Genomic DNA, 15,407 nt, shown 5'->3' on the forward strand with positions numbered 1-15,407 from the left:
AACCCGTTTTTCTGTGTTTGCAAGCCGGTGCTTGTCAACTCAGTGCGAATCGCGCTCGCGCTGCTTCAGCTCATTGAGGAGTTGCTCGAGGTGCGTCGGCAGCCTGGCTTCGGGCCGCAGGCTCTGCTGGAGCCGTTCGCCCACCGCATCGCGGATCGAGCGGCTGGTGCGCCGGTCGATTTGCTCGCTATCGTCGGCGAAAAGGCTAACCATCGCAGAGTTCCGTGTTCTCAAAGAAGCGACACGGTACCAAGTCCTTGGCCCCCAAATGGTTTCGCCACTCGCGGCGATTGCGCGGCATTCTAGCAAAAATTGTGTGAAGCCGCGCAATATCCTCTCCGAATACAAAGCCCCGGCGCTGGGGGACGCCGGGGCTTCGCCTGGAAGGTACCTTGGGGGCTCAGGTATCTTTGGAAAGGTGCTGTCGGGCTCAGTAGCAGCGGTTGATCATCCGCCAGCGGGGTCCCCAGGGAGTCGGGACCAGCCGGCGCACATAGCAGCCGCCATAGCCGTAGGAGACGGGAGCATAGAAGCGCGGTCCACCCCAGCCGTGGCCGTTGTGCCAGCCACCGCCGCCGTGCCAGCCGCCGCCGCCACCATGCCAGTGCGCGGAGGCGGAGGTCGGCGCCAGCGCGGCACCAAGCGCAACCGCGGCGACGGCGGCGACGGCGGCGAGGGAAAGTTTCCTCAACATGGTGATCTCCTCAAATCTGTTGGCGCGGGGCTATCGCGTCGATGGAAAGGCCGCCGAAACGGTCTGCCTCTGAAAGAGGCTTTGGTTTCGATGGACCTGAGATTATCCGGGCGAGGCTGAACCAAACCCTGACGAGGCCTTCAGATTGAGTTCATTTGGGTGAAATCATTGTAATCCACGTTGGAATTCCAAGCCTGAGAGGGGGACCCACCACGCGTCCGCAATGGATGGGAAGGAGACCACGCTGAAGCTAAGCTTCGCGTCTGCCTTGAGTGCTACGGTCATATAGAGTCTGCCATGGTCGATCCTCAGTCACACCAGGAAGGGGCCTTCGCGTGATCACCGTTTGGGGCGGACAGACCTCGCGATCGATCCGGGTCGTATGGGTGCTGGAGGAGATGGGCCTTCCCTACCGCGTGCGGCAGGTGGACATGCTGGCCGCCAAGCAGGACCCCGAGTTCCTGGCGGTCAACCCCGCTGACTACATCCCGGCGATCCAGGACGGCGACGTCGTCATGGTCGAGTCGATCGCGATCATGGAGTACCTGATGGCCCGCTACGGGCCGACGCCGCTGGCGCCCGCGCCGCAGGATCCCACGTTCCCCGCCTACCAGCAATTTCTGCATCTGGGCGAAGCCGGTCTCGCGACCCTGATGATGCCCGTCGTCGTCAGCCGCTTCATCGCGCCCGACGCCGAACGGGAGAACTGGGGCGCGACCTGGTGCCTGCAGTCGTTCCAGAAGCGGCTAAAGCTTGTCAGCCAACGGCTTGCCGACTCGTCCTACCTTGCCGGCGAGGCTTTCACAGCAGCCGACATCTCGGTGACCTACGCCCTGAACCTGGGCCAACGGAACTGCGGGATCACCCTCGGCGACGCCGAACAGGCCTATCTCGCCCGCACCACCGGCCGCGACGCCTACAAGCGTGCCATGGAGCGTTCGCACGAAGGGGTGAACACCTGATTCCCGTTTCGTCCGCCAATCGAGACACGAGAGGTCAGCACTCAACGTCATGGGGTCGAAAGCGGCCCTAAGCCCGACGCCGACCTTCGCCCAGATCGCCGCCATCTACAAGTATCGGTTCAGGTGAACACTCGCCCTCGGCCTGCGGCGAAGCGCCCGCGAGCCCGTTTGGGCGGTCGCTTGCCGTATCGCGAAGGCGCCGATATAAGCCCGGCAACTCCGAACCACTGTTTCTCTTCAAGGACAACATCATGGCCATCGAACGCACCTTCTCGATCATCAAGCCCGACGCCACCGCGCGCAATCTCACCGGTGCGGTTAACGCCGTGATCGAGAAGGCGGGCCTGCGCATCGTCGCGCAGAAGCGTATCCGCATGACCAAGGAACAGGCCGAGACCTTCTATGCGGTCCACAAGGCGCGCCCCTTCTTCGGTGAGCTCGTGGAGTTCATGACGTCGGGCCCCGTGGTCGTCCAGGTGCTGGAAGGCGAGGGTGCCGTCGCCAAGTATCGCGACGTGATGGGCGCGACCGATCCGTCCAAGGCGGCTGACGGCACCATCCGCAAGCTCTACGCAAAGTCGATCGGCGAGAACTCCGCGCACGGCTCGGATGCGCCGGAGACCGCCGCGATCGAGATCGCGCAGTTCTTCTCGGGCAACGAGATCGTCGGCTGATCCGTCAGCCGATAAGGTAACGAGACGCGGCGAAAGGACGTAGTGTGAACTGGCTCTGGCAGATCTTCGATCCCGCTACGATCGGGGCATTCTTCACCCAGTTCCGCGTTGAGATGGCCGAACCGACCTTTTGGGTCGCGGTCGGCAAGATCATCTGGATCAACATCCTCTTGTCCGGCGACAATGCGCTGGTGATCGCGCTTGCCTGTCGCGGCCTCAAGCCGCGGCATCGGCTGTGGGGCATGATCCTCGGTGCGGGCGCCGCGGTGCTGCTGCGGATCATCTTCACGGGCATCGTCGCGAGCCTGATGGAGTTGCCGTACCTCAAGCTGGTGGGCGGCCTCGCGCTGATCGTGATTGCGGCCAAGCTGCTGGTGCCGGAGCAAGAGGACGAGGACGGCGTCGAGTCGGCGTCGCATCTGTGGCAGGCCGTGCAGATCGTCGTCGTTGCCGACATCGTCATGAGCCTGGACAACGTCATTGCGGTGGCCGCGGCCGCCAATGGCAGCGTGCCCTTGCTGGTGCTCGGTCTTGCCATCAGCGTGCCCTTGATCGTCGCCGGCGCGGCGCTGATCATGGCGCTGCTCGCAAAGCTGCCGGTTCTGGTGTGGGCCGGCGCGGCGCTGCTCGGCTGGATCGCGGGCGAAGTGATCGCGACCGATCCCGGCATCGCGCCGAGGCTGCATGCGCTGTTCGACGGTCCGTTCGGCGCTTCGCTCGACAACATGCTCGGCGCCTTGCGCATCCCGCCGCAATTCGCCCATGGCGGCGGAGGCGGCGAATATCTCTGCGCAGCTCTCGGCGTCGTTGTCGTGCTGGTCGTCGGCTCCATCTGGCGCCGCCGCAGCATGAGCGCGGCCGCGCTGGAGTCCTCCGAACGCCACGTCAAGGCCTCGGCGGAGTAGATCTATCTTTTGAGCATGATCTCTTGGGAAAAGCGCTAGCGTCGGACGATCGAGCCGGCGCGGTTGATCAGGCGGGCGAGCGCGCGGAAGCGGCTGCCGACTCGATCCGCGACGAGATCGCCGAGGCGGTGCTCGAACACCAGCAACAGCTTGCGGCCCATGCTGCGGAAATGCGTCGCGGGCAAGACGCCCGGACGCGCCGCCGAGATCAGATGTGCGACGCGGAAGGCCGCGCCCAGCAGGCGGGCGCGTTCGAGCTGCGCCGGCGTCAGCAGCTCCTGCATGGCGACCGGCGGCTGGTTCTCCTCGCTGAGGCCCGCATAGCGATAGAACACGGACAACCCGACGAAGGCGCGCTCGGTGTGGGTGATCGCGCCGAAATTACCGTTGACGACGAGGCTCAGCGTCTGCTCGCCGCGATGGTCGGGATGCACGCGCCACCCGATGTCGGACAGCAGGCACGCGGCGTGGCGCAGGCGGCGGTCTTCTTCGGTCTCGCGCAGCTTCACCACGCGCGCGAGGCGGTCGGTCCAGGCGATCAGCTCGCGGGCGTGCTTTGCCGAACGCGACAGCAGCTGGTTCAGCTCCTCGGCCGCGCAGATCAGTCCGTCCTTGTTGCGCTCGGACTCCGGCAGCTTCTCGTGCAGCAGGCCCTCGCGCACGCCGAAGGTCGAGAACACGATGGTCTTCGGCTTCGCCACCCGGATGATGTGCTCGAGCACCAGCGCCGCATAGGTGAGGAGCGGACGCCGGGCATCGGCGACGATCTCGATGTCGGCGAGCATGCCGGCGGCCGCAAGCCGGCGGAGACGACGCGAGAAATCGAGCGCCTCGGCCGCCGAAATCGAATAGCCGTGCATCACCTGCAGCGGATAGCCGCTCTGGATGATGTGGATGCGCGCAAGCGCGCGCCAGGTGCCGCCGACCGCGTAGAAGCTGCGGCTGCTCCCCGCCTTGAGCTGCGGCACCCCATCGAGCGCTTCGCGCACGATGCGGTCGGCGCGTTTCAGGGATTTATGCGCGAGGTCCTGCAGCGCGAGGCCGCCGAGCGGCAGCGTCACGCCGCTGCGCACGGTGTTTTTGCGCACGTCGATCAGTTCGAGCGAGCCGCCGCCGAGGTCGCCGACGATGCCGTCAGGATGATGGATGCCGGAGATCACGCCAAGCGCCGACAGCCGCGCCTCGCGCGGGCCCGACAGGATCTCGATCTTCACCGCGCAGATGCGCTCGGCTTTCGCGATGAAGTCGGCGCCGTTGGAGGCATCGCGGCAGGCGGCGGTCGCAATCGCAAACACCCGCCCGACCTGCATGACCCGGCACAGCGCACGGAAGCGCTTGAGCGAGGTCAGCGCCTTGTCGACGGCGTCGGGCGCAAGCAGTCCCGTGCTCTGCACTTCGCGCCCGAGGCCGCACAGCGTCTTCTCGTTGAAGATGGGAATGAGGCTCCGCGTCAGTCCCTCGTAGACGACGAGACGGACCGAGTTGGAGCCGATGTCGATGACCGCGACGCTCGAGCCGCGCTTGCGCGGCCGCTTCACGTCGACGATCCCGGATCAGGATTGATGACGTTCATTACGGCGCGTGAGGCGGCGCGGCGAGGATTCCTTGAGCGACTTACCACGGCCAGACAGACTCGGATTTGTCATGAAGTAGTTGTGGACGTTGAAAGGCTCCTCGCCCTTCGCGGTCTTCATACGCGTTGAGGACCCGTCCGGCAACAATTGCCAGCTCTGTTCATTGTCCTTGAGATTCGCGACCATGATCTGTTCGAGAACCTGCTGATGCACCGTGGGATTCTGCAGCGGACACAGCACCTCGACGCGGCGGTCGAGGTTGCGCGGCATCATGTCGGCTGAGGAGATATACACAGCCGCTTTCGCGCTCGGCAGGCCCTGGCCCATGCCGAAGCAGTAAATTCGGCCGTGTTCGAGGAATCGTCCGATGATCGACTTGACGCGGATGTTCTCCGACAGGCCGGGAATACCGGGCCTGAGGCAGCAGATACCGCGCACCACGAGCTCGACCTGCACGCCGGCCTGGGAGGCCTCGTAGAGCGCGTCGATGATATCGGGGTCGACCAGCGCGTTCATTTTCATCCAGATCGCAGCAGGCCGGCCGTGCCGTGCATGCGCGGTCTCGCCCTGGATGTGCTCGATGATGCGCTTGCGCAAGGTCAGCGGAGACACCGCCATCTTTTCCAGATCGCTCGGCGCAGCGTAGCCGGTGATGAAGTTGAACACGCGCGCGGCGTCGCGGCCGATGGTCGGCTCCGAGGTGAAGTAGGAGAGGTCGGTGTAGATGCGCGCGGTCACCGGGTGGTAATTGCCGGTGCCGGTGTGGACGTAGGTCGTGAGGCTGCCGCCCTCGCGCCGCACCACCATCGAGAGTTTCGCGTGGGTCTTCAGTTCGAGGAAGCCGTAGACGACCTGCACGCCGGCGCGTTCGAGGTCGCGCGCCCAGCGGATGTTGGCCTCCTCGTCGAAGCGGGCCTTCAGCTCGATCAGCGCGGTGACGGATTTGCCGGCTTCGGCGGCTTCCACGAGCGCGCGCACGATCGGCGAGTTGCTGGAGGTGCGGTAGAGCGTCTGCTTGATGGCGACGACGTCGGGGTCGCGCGTCGCCTGCTGGAGAAACTGCACCACGACGTCGAAGGATTCGTAGGGGTGATGGACGACGAGGTCCTTCTGCCGGATCGCAGCGAAGATGTCGCCGCCTTGCTCGCGCACGCGCTCGGGATGGCGCGGCACGTAAGGGGTGAATTCGAGATCGGGCCGGTCAAGGCGGGTGAGCTGCGAGAGCTCGTTCATGGCGAGCACGCCATCGACCAGGAACACCTCGTCGTCGGCGGTCGACAGCGCGTGCTGCACGAAACTGCGCAGCTGCTCCGGCATCTTGGCGTCGATCTCGAGTCGGATCACCGAACCGCGGCGGCGGCGCTTCAGCGCGGTCTCGAACAGGCGGACGAGATCCTCGGCCTCTTCCTCGATTTCGAGTTCGGAGTCGCGGAGGACGCGGAAGGCGCCCTGGCCGTGAAGATTGTAGCCGGGGAACAGGCGGTTGATGAACAGCGCGGTGGCCTGCTCCAGCGAGATCAGCCGGACGACCTTGCCGTCAGCCGGCAGACGGATGAAGCGGTCGATCTTGCCGGGCATGCGGATCAGCGCGTTCATCTGCTTGCCGTCGGCGGCGCGCGTGAGCTGGAGCGCGATGGTGAAGCCGAGGCTCGGAATGAACGGGAAGGGGTGGGCCGGGTCGATCGCGAGCGGCGTCAGCAGCGGGAACACGTTGCTGAGGAAGTAGTCCTCGACCCAGGTTCGTTCCGCCTTGGTGACCTCCTTGCCCTCGACCAGCACGATACCCTCGTCGGCGAGCGTGCCGCGCAGGTCGCGCCAGATTGCCTGCTGGTCGGAGGCAAGCTGCGAGACGGTCCGGTTGATGAGCGCGAGCTGCTCGGACGGGGTCAGACCGTCGGGGCTGCGCTCAGCAATACCCTCGCGCACCTGGGCCTTGATGCCGGCGACGCGGACCATGAAGAACTCGTCGAGGTTATTCGCTGAAATCGACAGGAATCGCACCCTCTCCAGCATGGGGTGGCTGGGATTGACCGATTCCTCCAGGACGCGGCGGTTGAAGTGCAGCCAGGAAAGCTCGCGATTGATGAACCGCTCGGGGCTCGATGCGATCGCCGGCGGGCCTTCGGCTTCCGGGGCTTTTTCTTTAACTTCAACAGCTTGCGCAGAATCCATCAGAAGTCGGTCCATCCAGTTCGCCCCAATTTGCGACTTACGCGCAAAACCCGCGGGAGCATGTGTTAGAGCGATGACGTTTCGATGACATTGATGTTCCGCCGCCCGGCCGCGTCAACCCGCCTTGGTCAGACATCCCGGAGCAGCTCGGCCGCCAGGGCCCGGGTGACGGGGCGGCCGAGGCGCAAGGCCTCGCTGTCCAGCAGGTCCACAGCCCGTCGGGCGGCGGCCGAGGACCGCTCCAGGCGAGTGGCGAGGTAGCTGACCACGCTCTCGTCCACCGCGAGCTGGCGGTCGGCGCAGAACTTGACGATCAGGCCGCGGAAGAGCTGGTCGTCGGGCGGCAGCAGCGAGACAACGGGGACGGCGCGGAGCCGCGAGCGCAGGTCGGCGAGCTCGATCTCGAGAGACGCGGGCACCTCGCGTCCGGTGAAGAGGACGTAGGCGCCGTCCTCGCGGGCCAGATTCATCAGATGGAACAGGGCGCGCTCGTCGAATTCCCTGGCTTTGGGATCCTCGACCACCAGCGCGCCGGTGGCGAGCGCAGCCGGGACGGCCTCGGCGGTCAGCCCATTGGCCGTGGTCGAGCGGGCGCCTGAAGCCTCGGCCCAGATCGCGGCGAGATGGCTCTTGCCGCTTCCTTCCGGGCCGGCCAGCCACATGATTCGGTTCGGCCATTCCGGCCAGGCGTCGATGAGGGCAAGACCGGCGGCGTTGACGGGGCCTTCGAGGAAATTGTCCCGGCTCAGGCTCTCCGCATGCGGAAGCGAAAACGCCAACTGTCGGGGATGAACGCGGCCTGGCACGCTTGCTTTGCTCCGTGCCGGCGTGCCGGCTTCGTTTGACGAGATGCGACCTCATCGAGCGGGAGTTGGCCTTTTACGGGGCCGCTCCCAACTCACTTGGCCTCGATCGTGCTCATGTGCCGCAACCATTCGACAAGATAGAGCGACACGGAGGAGAGCGTGAAGACCGTGACGAGGCCCATCAGGATTATATCATAAGGACCGGGTTTGAAGCCGAAGGCGAGGGCGGCCAGCACCAGCGCCGCGAACGCCACTTGGGCCACAGTGTTGAGCTTGGATACCTTTGAGGGCTTCATCTCCACAGGTCGGTCGAACAGCCACGATATGATCACGGCGGCGACGATCATGATGTCGCGCGAGACCACCAGGATGACGATCCAGCGCGGAATCGCGCCCCAGATGCCGAGCGCCATGTAGATCGAGACCAGCAGCGCCTTGTCGGCGAGCGGGTCGAGCAAGGCGCCGAGCTCGCTCGTCATGTTGAAACGCTTGGCAAGGAAGCCGTCGACCGCGTCGCTGATACCGGCGATCAGGAATACGGCGAACGCCACCTCCATTTGGCTCGACACGATGGCCCAGACGATGATCGGGACCAGCATGATGCGGCCCAAAGTAATGATGTTCGGTATACTCACACGGCGCTTCCCGGCACCCGGCCTGACCTCGAATTCGGCCCTTTGGAGGCTGAACCGGTTGATATCTCTACATAGTATACGGCGGCGCGCCATGCGAGCCATTGCGCGTCCCCGGAATTCGACGTAACCAGCCGCAAACCCACTGGAAATCGGGCATGACCGACCGCAAAAACGGCCTCACTTACGCCGATTCAGGCGTCGATATCGATGCGGGCAACCGCTTGGTCGACCTGATCAAGCCGATGGTGCGCGCCACCGCACGGCCCGGCGCCGACGCCGAAATCGGCGGATTCGGCGGCCTGTTCGATCTCAAGGCGGCCGGTTTCAAGGATCCCATCCTGGTGGCCGCGACCGATGGCGTCGGCACCAAGGTCAAGATCGCGATCGAGACCGGCCTGCATGGCGGGATCGGCATCGACCTCGTCGCCATGAGTGTCAACGACCTCGTGGTGCAGGGCGCCGAGCCGCTGTTCTTCCTCGACTATTTTGCCTGCGGGAAGCTCGATCCGGAGGCGACCGCGTCGATCGTCGCCGGTGTCGCCGAAGGCTGCCGCGAATCCGGCTGCGCCCTGATCGGTGGCGAGACGGCCGAGATGCCCGGCCTCTACAAAGACGGCGACTACGACCTCGGCGGCTTTGCCGTCGGCGCCGCGGAGCGGGGCACGCTCTTGCCGCGCAAGGACATCGCCGCCGGCGATGCCGTGATCGGGCTCGCTTCGTCGGGCGTGCACTCCAACGGTTTCTCGCTGGTGCGCAAGATCGTGGAACAATCCGGCCTCGGCTTCGGGGCGCAGGCGCCGTTTGCGCCCGTCATGACGCTCGGCGGCGCGTTGCTGACGCCGACGCGTCTCTACGTCAAATCCTGCCTGCGCGCGATCCGCGAGACCGGCGCGGTGAAGGGGCTTGCCCACATCACCGGCGGCGGCTTCACCGACAACATTCCGCGCGTGCTGCCGAAGCATCTCGGCGTCGGTATCGATCTGGCGCGCCTGCCAGTGCTGCCGGTGTTCAAATGGCTGGCCGCGCAGGCCGGCATCGCCGAGCTCGAAATGCTGCGGACCTTCAATTGTGGGATCGGCATGATCGCGATTGTCGAGCCGGACAAGGTCGAAGAGGTCGTGGAGATCTTCACTGACGCCGGTGAGACCGTGGCACAGCTCGGCAGCGTGATCCCGGCCGAGGGCGAGCACCGCGTCGTCTATAACGGCCATCTCGACCTGGCGCTGTAATGACCGGCGCTGTAATGAAACGCCGCGTCGCCATCCTGATTTCCGGCCGTGGCTCCAACATGGCTGCGCTGATCAAGGGCGCGGCCGCGCCGGATTTTCCGGCGGAGATTTCGCTCGTCATCTCGAACAAGGCCGATGCGCTGGGGCTGGAAAGGGCCAAAGCGAGCGGCGTGAAGACGCTGGTGATCGAAAGCAAGCCGTTCGGCAAGGACCGCGCCGGCTTCGAGAAGGTGCTGCAAGCAGCACTCGATCAGCACGGCATCGAGCTGATTTGCCTCGGCGGCTTCATGCGCCTGTTCACGGCCGAATTCACCAAGGCGTGGTACGGGCGGATGCTCAACATTCATCCCTCGCTGCTGCCGTCCTTCCCCGGTCTCGACCCGCACGGCCAGGCCTTGCGCGCCGGCGTCAAGCTGTCCGGCGCGACGGTGCACTTCGTGATCCCCGAGACCGACGCCGGCCCAATCGTGATGCAGGGCGCGGTTCCCGTCAGCGACGACGACACGGCGGACACGCTGTCGGAGCGTATCCTTGAAGTCGAGCACCGCATCTATCCCGCAGCACTGAGCCTGCTCGCGACCGGCAAGGTCCAGATCGAGGGCGATGTGTGCAAGACCGCGGGCAGCGGGCCGTCGGAGAATTTTCTGGTTTCGCCGTTGGTGCGGTGAAGCGCCGTCGCACTCGGAATACTTCTCATTCCACAAAAACCCCCGGCAGAGCCGGGGGCAACGTCATGATCTCTTGCGCAGACCGCGAGAGAAATCAGGAAACCTTGAGGTTCTCCGCGGATGCCTTGCCGCGGTTCTCCACGAGATCGTATTCAACCACCTGATTTTCATTGAGGGTCGAGAGTCCGGCGCGCTCGACGGCGGAGATGTGGACGAAGACGTCCTTGTCACTGCCGTTCGGCTTGATGAACCCATAGCCCTTGGTCGGGTTGAACCATTTGACGGTGCCCTTTTGCGGCATCCTCAGTCTCCTCCGCTAGATACAAAAACGACGCGGCCGCTTTTCGCGTGCCACGCCACAAACGGGCTTCCGGTAGTCTGTTCGAGTCTTGAGTCTCAATGTCGCGAAACGCACAGTCGAGCGGCCAATTCCGATTGTGTCCGATATTGCAACATGAAAATCGCCCGTTAGCAAGCCGCGCGCGAATTTCAAGACTTCGACCCGAGTGCCCGTCCGCAATTTGCGACCTGTGGCCGCGGAACCACAATCGGAAGCAATGCCTTTGCCGGGACGCGCCAGCCGGTTGACCCTCAGTAACAGTTCGGCACAAATCGCGGCACGCGTGCGCCGCTCCTGTTGCTTTTTTGCGCGCCGCCCTTTGCTTCAGGATTTGTCGCCATGTGCTGCATTTCGCAGCCCTCAGAGACACGGCAGGCGATCAGGCTGAACCGCGTCCGCTGGATCGCGGCTGCCGTGGCGTTTGCTCTCATCATGGTACTGTCGACGACATCAGGCTTTGCGCAGAGTCCCACGCCCACGCCGACCCCGACACCCACGCCGTCACCGACGCCGATTCCGATGCCAATTCCGATGCCGACCGCGACCAATTACGACCAGTCGGCCGGCAACAGCTCGCTCAATCTCGGCTCGAATTTCCTGGAGCGGCTCGGAAACCAGGCATCTGGCGGCGTCAACCGGGCGTTTCGGACCAATCCCGGCGGCGGCGGCGCGTCGGCGAGCACGGAAGACCCGCGCTACCGCACCTGGTTCGAGGGTTATGGCATCTCGGTCCGGACGGATGCGCAAGGAGACTTTGTCGGCGACAAGCGCAAGACGTTTGGCGGTGTCGCAGGCTTTGGCGCGCGGCTCGCGCCGGGTGTCAATCTCGGCTTCTCCGTCGACCAGAGCCACACCGATATCGACGTGCCGCTCGCACTTCAGTCCGCCACGCTGGATCTGACGCAACTCGGCTTCAGCGGCTCGGTCGACAAGGGCCCCTGGACCTGGGCCTTCGCGGTGGTGCACGGCTTCGGCAAGGTCCGCTCCAGCCGGGATACTGGCCTGGGACTTGCGACCGCGGGTTATCGCGCCGCAATCGACGGCGCGCTGACCGAGATCAGCTATTACTGGACCAAGGACCACATGCGCATCGTGCCCAAGGGCGCACTGGAATATGTCCGCGCCACCAGCGTCGCGTTCCAGGAGGTTGGCGGCCTCGATCCACTCAATGTCGGCTCGACGGCGCTCTCGCGCGCGCGCGTCATGATCGGAGCCGAGATCGGGCGCTACTTCATCTTCGACCAGAAGATCCTGGACCTGTCCGCCTACGGCAAGTTCGTCGACAATTTCTATCAGAACCTGGGATCGGTGCAGGTCAGCCTCGGGACCCAGAGCATCGTCGTGCCCGGCATCGGCGAGAGCCGCTACGGTACGGATGCAGGCGCCTCGGCCTCGCTCAGCCTGACCAACACGGCGCGGCTCTACGTCAACTACGACGGCAAGTTCCGCAACGAGCTGACGTCGCACCAGGGCACGGTCGGCTTCGAATATCGGTGGTGAAGCGAAGCCTGCCCGCGTCGGCCCAGAGGAGGATCCCGGAAAACTGCGAAGCGGTTTTACGAAAGCATCATGCTCGAGCTTTAAGTCGGCATTGCCGCGACATAACCCGTCAATCCAAAGGCCGCGCGCGCGGCCGTCATCATCGGCGCCAGCGCGTTCGGGTGGATGAACTCGTCGCGGAAACAGGGATGGATCTTGGGATCGAAGATTTTCTTCAGCCAATCGACCACGATCTTGTGGCGCTCGGAGGCGCGGAACTCCTTATGATAGGTGAGCCAGAGATCGGCGTGGTGGCTGACGCCGAGATCGACGGCAACCAGCGGGGCGCCGAGCGCGATCGAAACCGTCGGCAGGAATCCGATGCCGGCGCCGCGCTCCACCGCATAGAGCACGCCGACCGAGGAGTTGGTCTTGATCCCGACGATGCCCTCGAGCGACTTCAGTCCGAGCACGCGGGCGTAGGCGCCGTCGTCGACCTGCGGGGCGCTCTGCTTGATGATGCGGTGGTTCTTCAGCTCGGCCAGGGTCGCGGGCACGCCGTAGAGGTTTTCGTACTCCTTGGAGACGAAGGGATAGATGTGCAGGCGGCCGAGCTTGGCGACGATCAGATCGGGATTGGTCGGCGGCTCGAGCTGGATCGCGATATCGGATTCGAGCCGCGCGACGTCGGCCTGTTCCATCGCGCAGCGCAGGTCGACGGTGATCTTGCGATAGGTTTTCTGGAAATCGATCAGTCGCGGCAGAATCCAGAAATTGCCGGGGCCTTCCGTCACCGCGACGCGCACGGTGCCTGACATATCGTTCGACGATCGCGAAGCACGCCGGAACACATTGAAGGCATGACGCTCCATGTGCGCGACGTCGGCGATCATCGCGCTGCCTTCGTCGCTGAGCGTGAGCCCGCTCTGGTCGCGCAGGAACAGCTTGCAGTCGATGCTCTCTTCGAGCCGGTCGATCCTGCGCATCAGGGTGGTGGAGGTGAGCCCGAGCTCCTCGGCGGCGTTGCGGAAGCTTTTATATTTTGCGCAAGCTAAAAACAGTTTCAAATCGTCCCAGGACATGTCCAGGGTTTCTTCACGGTGCTGCATCACCGCAGCACCCCGGTGCAATAACTGCTGCATACGCCTGATCCCCAGCCGCTAAGCTCATCGCCATAGCGGGCACGAAAGCCGCGAACGATAGAGGGGCGACATGAGTATGGAAAGGGGCTCGTTTGCCGCAAGGCATGATTTCGACGCGCTGCCGCTCAGTCCGGATGTCGACGTCCGTCGCGCCAAATTTTCCGAAATCGCCGCGCTTTCGCAGTTGGCGCACCGGCTGGTGCCGGGCGTTCGGATCGGGGCGACTGAGCTTGCAAAATATTTCGCCTTCGATCCCGAGAGCATCCTGACTTTCAGCCGGAAGGGCAACCTTGTCGGCGGCATGGCCTTCCTGTTTCTCAATGATCGCGGGCATGATGCGTTGCTGCTCGACGAGATCTGCCTCACCGCGCCGGAGACGCGCTATCTCGCGTCCGCGAAGGAAGACGTTTCCGCTATCTACATCTGGGCGATCGCGGCGACGGGGCGCGGCGTCGCCGGTCTCGGCAAGGCCGCGGCTCATCTTAGACAGCTAAGGTTTCGCAACGCGGATTGCTATGCGCAGCCGTCAACCGTGGCCGGCCGCGACATCATGAAAGCGACAGGCTTCGAGCCTGTTCCAAGCTTCCAACCCGACCTCTGGTGCTACGAGCGGCCCTGGCATCGGCAGCCGATGCGCATGCCGAGCGCGATCATCCAAGCAAGGAGTTTTGCAGATGCACGGTACTAGGATTCCTCTCGCCAAGCCCGATTCCCGCGCCATCACCATTCGCCTCGCGCGCGATCTCACCGATCTCATGCTGGTCACCTCGATCCGCTCAGCCGTCTATCTCGCCGAGCAGGATTGCCCGTTCGATGAAGAGTTCGACGGCAACGACATGGTTGCCGCGCATTTCATCGGCTATGTCGGCAACGAGCCTGCGGGCTGTCTGCGGGTGCGGTTCTTCGGCGATTTCGCCAAGGTGGAACGGCTTGCGGTGCGGCACCAATACCGGCGGTCGCGCGTCTCGTTCAAGCTGGTACAAGCGAGCGTCGACTATGTGAAGCGCAAGGGCTTTCGCAAGATCTACGGCCAGGCGCAGGACCGGCTGGTCGATTTCTGGGCCCATTTCGGCGCCAAGCCGCTTGGTCACAATCGCAAGATCACATTTTCCGACTTCTCCTACACAGAAATGCTGCTGGAGATCGAACCGGGTCCGGATGCCATTACGCTGGACAGCGATCCTTACGTGATCATCCGCCCCGAGGGCGATTGGGACCGGCCGGGCGTGCTCGACGCCTCGGCAGGACGGGCTGTGACGTCGCCGCTGCGGGACGTCGCGCTCGCTGGTCGTTGAAACTGGTGCAGCTGCGCGCAAAACCATGCTGGTTTCCATCACAGACGATCCGCCGATCCTGGTCTGCACGGATCTCCAGGTCGAATATCTGACCCCCGGACGTCGCCACGTCATCCTCGACGGCGATGCCGCAACGGCGCGCTGCGTGGAACTGCTGACGTTCTGGCGCGACAATCTCTGGCCGGTGATGCATCTGAAGCGCATCGCGCAGGCGGCCTGGTTCAATCCGGCATCCAAGCTGACCGATTGGATCGCGGAGGCGAAGCCGCGGCCGGGAGAAATGACCTTCGAGCACCCGCTGCCGTCGGCCTACAGTTCGGCGCGGTTTGTGGACTACATGTCCAATATCCGCAATGTCCGTTGCGTGCTCGCGGGCTTTTCCCTGGACGAAACCGTCCTGGCCACCGCTATTGACGGGTTTCACCGCAGTCATCGCTTCCAGGTGGTGGCCGACGCGGTGGCCTGCCGGCAGCCGGGGACTGGCGATGCTGCCGCCTACAAGCATGCGGTAGTGAATGTGATCGGGAATTTTGCTACAATCCAGTCCAGCGCCGAACTGATCAGAACCAGCGGCGCCGTTGCGGTGTAGGCGGCCGCGATCGACGGATGGAGTGGGACATTGTCACGGGGAGATCAGCTCGAGGAGCTGGCAAGCGACCTGTCGCGGGGGGGGGGGGGGGGGCCCCCCCGGGGGGGGGGGGGCCCCGGGGGGGCGGGGGGGGGGGGGGGGGGGGGGGGGGGGGGGGGCGCGCGCGCCCGGGGGGGGGGGGGGGGGGGGGGGGGGGGGGGGGGGGGGGGGGGGGGGGGGGGGGGGGGGGGGGGGGGGGGGGGG

General features: G+C 64.6%; 18 protein-coding genes. 9 read left to right on the forward strand and 9 right to left on the reverse strand.

Annotated features, from left to right (window positions below; translation table 11 throughout):
* Positions 1–39: 39 nt before the first annotated feature.
* Positions 40–213 (reverse strand): hypothetical protein, encoded by a 174-nt coding sequence (locus AC0L23_RS27265; protein WP_007609361.1) that lies wholly within the window; start codon positions 211–213, stop codon positions 40–42.
* 217 nt (positions 214–430) lie between these two features.
* Positions 431–694: a sulfur globule protein precursor gene (locus tag AC0L23_RS27270; protein ID WP_085352936.1), complete on the reverse strand. Its 264-nt coding sequence runs from the start codon at positions 692–694 to the stop codon at positions 431–433.
* Positions 695–1,029: 335 nt separating this feature from the next.
* Between AC0L23_RS27270 and AC0L23_RS27275 the strand changes: the two genes are divergently transcribed.
* The 3 genes from AC0L23_RS27275 (at position 1,030) to AC0L23_RS27285 (ending at position 3,235) form a co-directional block, all read left to right on the forward strand.
* Positions 1,030–1,656: a glutathione S-transferase family protein gene (locus AC0L23_RS27275; protein WP_085352938.1), complete on the forward strand. Its 627-nt coding sequence runs from the start codon at positions 1,030–1,032 to the stop codon at positions 1,654–1,656.
* A gap of 251 nt (positions 1,657–1,907) precedes the next feature.
* Positions 1,908–2,330 carry a nucleoside-diphosphate kinase gene (gene ndk, locus AC0L23_RS27280; RefSeq protein WP_018456271.1) on the forward strand — a complete coding sequence of 141 codons (423 nt, stop codon included), beginning with the start codon at positions 1,908–1,910 and terminating at the stop codon, positions 2,328–2,330.
* A 44-nt stretch (positions 2,331–2,374) separates the two neighbouring features.
* Entirely contained in the window at positions 2,375–3,235 is an 861-nt protein-coding gene (locus AC0L23_RS27285; RefSeq protein ID WP_085352939.1) for a TerC family protein, read from the forward strand.
* Between the two features lie 35 nt (positions 3,236–3,270).
* Here AC0L23_RS27285 and ppx read toward each other — a convergent pair whose 3' ends face one another.
* The 4 genes from ppx to AC0L23_RS27305 form a co-directional block, all read right to left on the reverse strand.
* Positions 3,271–4,773, reverse strand: a complete 1,503-nt coding sequence (ppx, locus tag AC0L23_RS27290) for an exopolyphosphatase (RefSeq protein WP_085352941.1) — start codon at positions 4,771–4,773, stop codon at positions 3,271–3,273.
* Between the two features lie 15 nt (positions 4,774–4,788).
* Positions 4,789–6,981, reverse strand: coding sequence for an RNA degradosome polyphosphate kinase (locus AC0L23_RS27295; protein WP_026233127.1), 2,193 nt, complete (start codon positions 6,979–6,981; stop codon positions 4,789–4,791).
* Positions 6,982–7,109: 128 nt separating this feature from the next.
* Positions 7,110–7,787 (reverse strand): P-loop NTPase family protein, encoded by a 678-nt coding sequence (locus tag AC0L23_RS27300; RefSeq protein ID WP_085352943.1) that lies wholly within the window; start codon positions 7,785–7,787, stop codon positions 7,110–7,112.
* Between the two features lie 92 nt (positions 7,788–7,879).
* Positions 7,880–8,422, reverse strand: a complete 543-nt coding sequence (locus tag AC0L23_RS27305) for a CDP-alcohol phosphatidyltransferase family protein (RefSeq protein WP_026233129.1) — start codon at positions 8,420–8,422, stop codon at positions 7,880–7,882.
* A gap of 155 nt (positions 8,423–8,577) precedes the next feature.
* Here AC0L23_RS27305 and purM point away from each other — a divergent pair, with 155 nt between their 5' ends.
* Both purM and purN read left to right on the forward strand, forming a co-directional pair.
* Positions 8,578–9,651 carry a phosphoribosylformylglycinamidine cyclo-ligase gene (gene purM / locus AC0L23_RS27310; RefSeq protein ID WP_085352944.1) on the forward strand — a complete coding sequence of 358 codons (1,074 nt, stop codon included), beginning with the start codon at positions 8,578–8,580 and terminating at the stop codon, positions 9,649–9,651.
* Between the two features lie 14 nt (positions 9,652–9,665).
* Complete coding sequence (gene purN / locus AC0L23_RS27315; protein ID WP_085352946.1) at positions 9,666–10,319, forward strand: phosphoribosylglycinamide formyltransferase; 654 nt, start codon at positions 9,666–9,668, stop codon at positions 10,317–10,319.
* A gap of 94 nt (positions 10,320–10,413) precedes the next feature.
* On the opposite strand, the gene AC0L23_RS27320 is transcribed toward purN, so the two are convergent.
* Entirely contained in the window at positions 10,414–10,620 is a 207-nt protein-coding gene (locus AC0L23_RS27320) for a cold-shock protein (RefSeq protein ID WP_007591938.1), read from the reverse strand.
* Between the two features lie 378 nt (positions 10,621–10,998).
* Between AC0L23_RS27320 and AC0L23_RS27325 the strand changes: the two genes are divergently transcribed.
* Positions 10,999–12,159 carry an autotransporter outer membrane beta-barrel domain-containing protein gene (locus tag AC0L23_RS27325; protein WP_085352948.1) on the forward strand — a complete coding sequence of 387 codons (1,161 nt, stop codon included), beginning with the start codon at positions 10,999–11,001 and terminating at the stop codon, positions 12,157–12,159.
* Positions 12,160–12,239: 80 nt separating this feature from the next.
* On the opposite strand, the gene AC0L23_RS27330 is transcribed toward AC0L23_RS27325, so the two are convergent.
* Complete coding sequence (locus AC0L23_RS27330) at positions 12,240–13,280, reverse strand: LysR family transcriptional regulator (RefSeq protein WP_018456281.1); 1,041 nt, start codon at positions 13,278–13,280, stop codon at positions 12,240–12,242.
* 70 nt (positions 13,281–13,350) lie between these two features.
* On the opposite strand from AC0L23_RS27330, the gene AC0L23_RS27335 reads away from it, so the two are divergent.
* Genes AC0L23_RS27335 through AC0L23_RS27345 form a run of 3 tightly spaced genes read left to right on the forward strand, consistent with a single transcriptional unit; the run spans position 13,351 to position 15,164 of the window.
* Entirely contained in the window at positions 13,351–13,968 is a 618-nt protein-coding gene (locus AC0L23_RS27335; RefSeq protein WP_026233132.1) for a hypothetical protein, read from the forward strand.
* Positions 13,955–14,575 (forward strand): GNAT family N-acetyltransferase, encoded by a 621-nt coding sequence (locus tag AC0L23_RS27340; RefSeq protein ID WP_018456283.1) that lies wholly within the window; start codon positions 13,955–13,957, stop codon positions 14,573–14,575. The genes AC0L23_RS27335 and AC0L23_RS27340 overlap by 14 nt, the downstream gene beginning before the upstream one ends.
* 25 nt (positions 14,576–14,600) lie before the next feature.
* Positions 14,601–15,164, forward strand: a complete 564-nt coding sequence (locus AC0L23_RS27345) for an isochorismatase family protein (RefSeq protein WP_085352950.1) — start codon at positions 14,601–14,603, stop codon at positions 15,162–15,164.
* 33 nt (positions 15,165–15,197) lie between these two features.
* On the opposite strand, the gene AC0L23_RS27350 is transcribed toward AC0L23_RS27345, so the two are convergent.
* Positions 15,198–15,407, reverse strand: a 210-nt coding sequence (locus AC0L23_RS27350) for a hypothetical protein (protein WP_473357549.1), incomplete at its 5' end; no start/stop codon positions are given.

The organism is Bradyrhizobium sp. MI1.4 (assembly GCF_055811315.1).

What these genes read in the sequence shown, in the direction of transcription:
- AC0L23_RS27325 (WP_085352948.1), top strand. Translation starts at nt 10,999, where the DNA reads ATGTGCTGCATTTCGCAGCCCTCAGAGACACGGCAGGCGATCAGGCTG.
- AC0L23_RS27295 (WP_026233127.1), bottom strand. Translation starts at nt 6,981, where the DNA reads ATGGATTCTGCGCAAGCTGTTGAAGTTAAAGAAAAAGCCCCGGAAGCC.
- purM (WP_085352944.1), top strand. Translation starts at nt 8,578, where the DNA reads ATGACCGACCGCAAAAACGGCCTCACTTACGCCGATTCAGGCGTCGAT.
- AC0L23_RS27320 (WP_007591938.1), bottom strand. Translation starts at nt 10,620, where the DNA reads ATGCCGCAAAAGGGCACCGTCAAATGGTTCAACCCGACCAAGGGCTAT.
- AC0L23_RS27265 (WP_007609361.1), bottom strand. Translation starts at nt 213, where the DNA reads ATGGTTAGCCTTTTCGCCGACGATAGCGAGCAAATCGACCGGCGCACC.
- AC0L23_RS27330 (WP_018456281.1), bottom strand. Translation starts at nt 13,280, where the DNA reads ATGCAGCAGTTATTGCACCGGGGTGCTGCGGTGATGCAGCACCGTGAA.
- AC0L23_RS27335 (WP_026233132.1), top strand. Translation starts at nt 13,351, where the DNA reads ATGAGTATGGAAAGGGGCTCGTTTGCCGCAAGGCATGATTTCGACGCG.
- ndk (WP_018456271.1), top strand. Translation starts at nt 1,908, where the DNA reads ATGGCCATCGAACGCACCTTCTCGATCATCAAGCCCGACGCCACCGCG.
- purN (WP_085352946.1), top strand. Translation starts at nt 9,666, where the DNA reads ATGAAACGCCGCGTCGCCATCCTGATTTCCGGCCGTGGCTCCAACATG.
- AC0L23_RS27270 (WP_085352936.1), bottom strand. Translation starts at nt 694, where the DNA reads ATGTTGAGGAAACTTTCCCTCGCCGCCGTCGCCGCCGTCGCCGCGGTT.
- AC0L23_RS27345 (WP_085352950.1), top strand. Translation starts at nt 14,601, where the DNA reads ATGCTGGTTTCCATCACAGACGATCCGCCGATCCTGGTCTGCACGGAT.
- AC0L23_RS27340 (WP_018456283.1), top strand. Translation starts at nt 13,955, where the DNA reads ATGCACGGTACTAGGATTCCTCTCGCCAAGCCCGATTCCCGCGCCATC.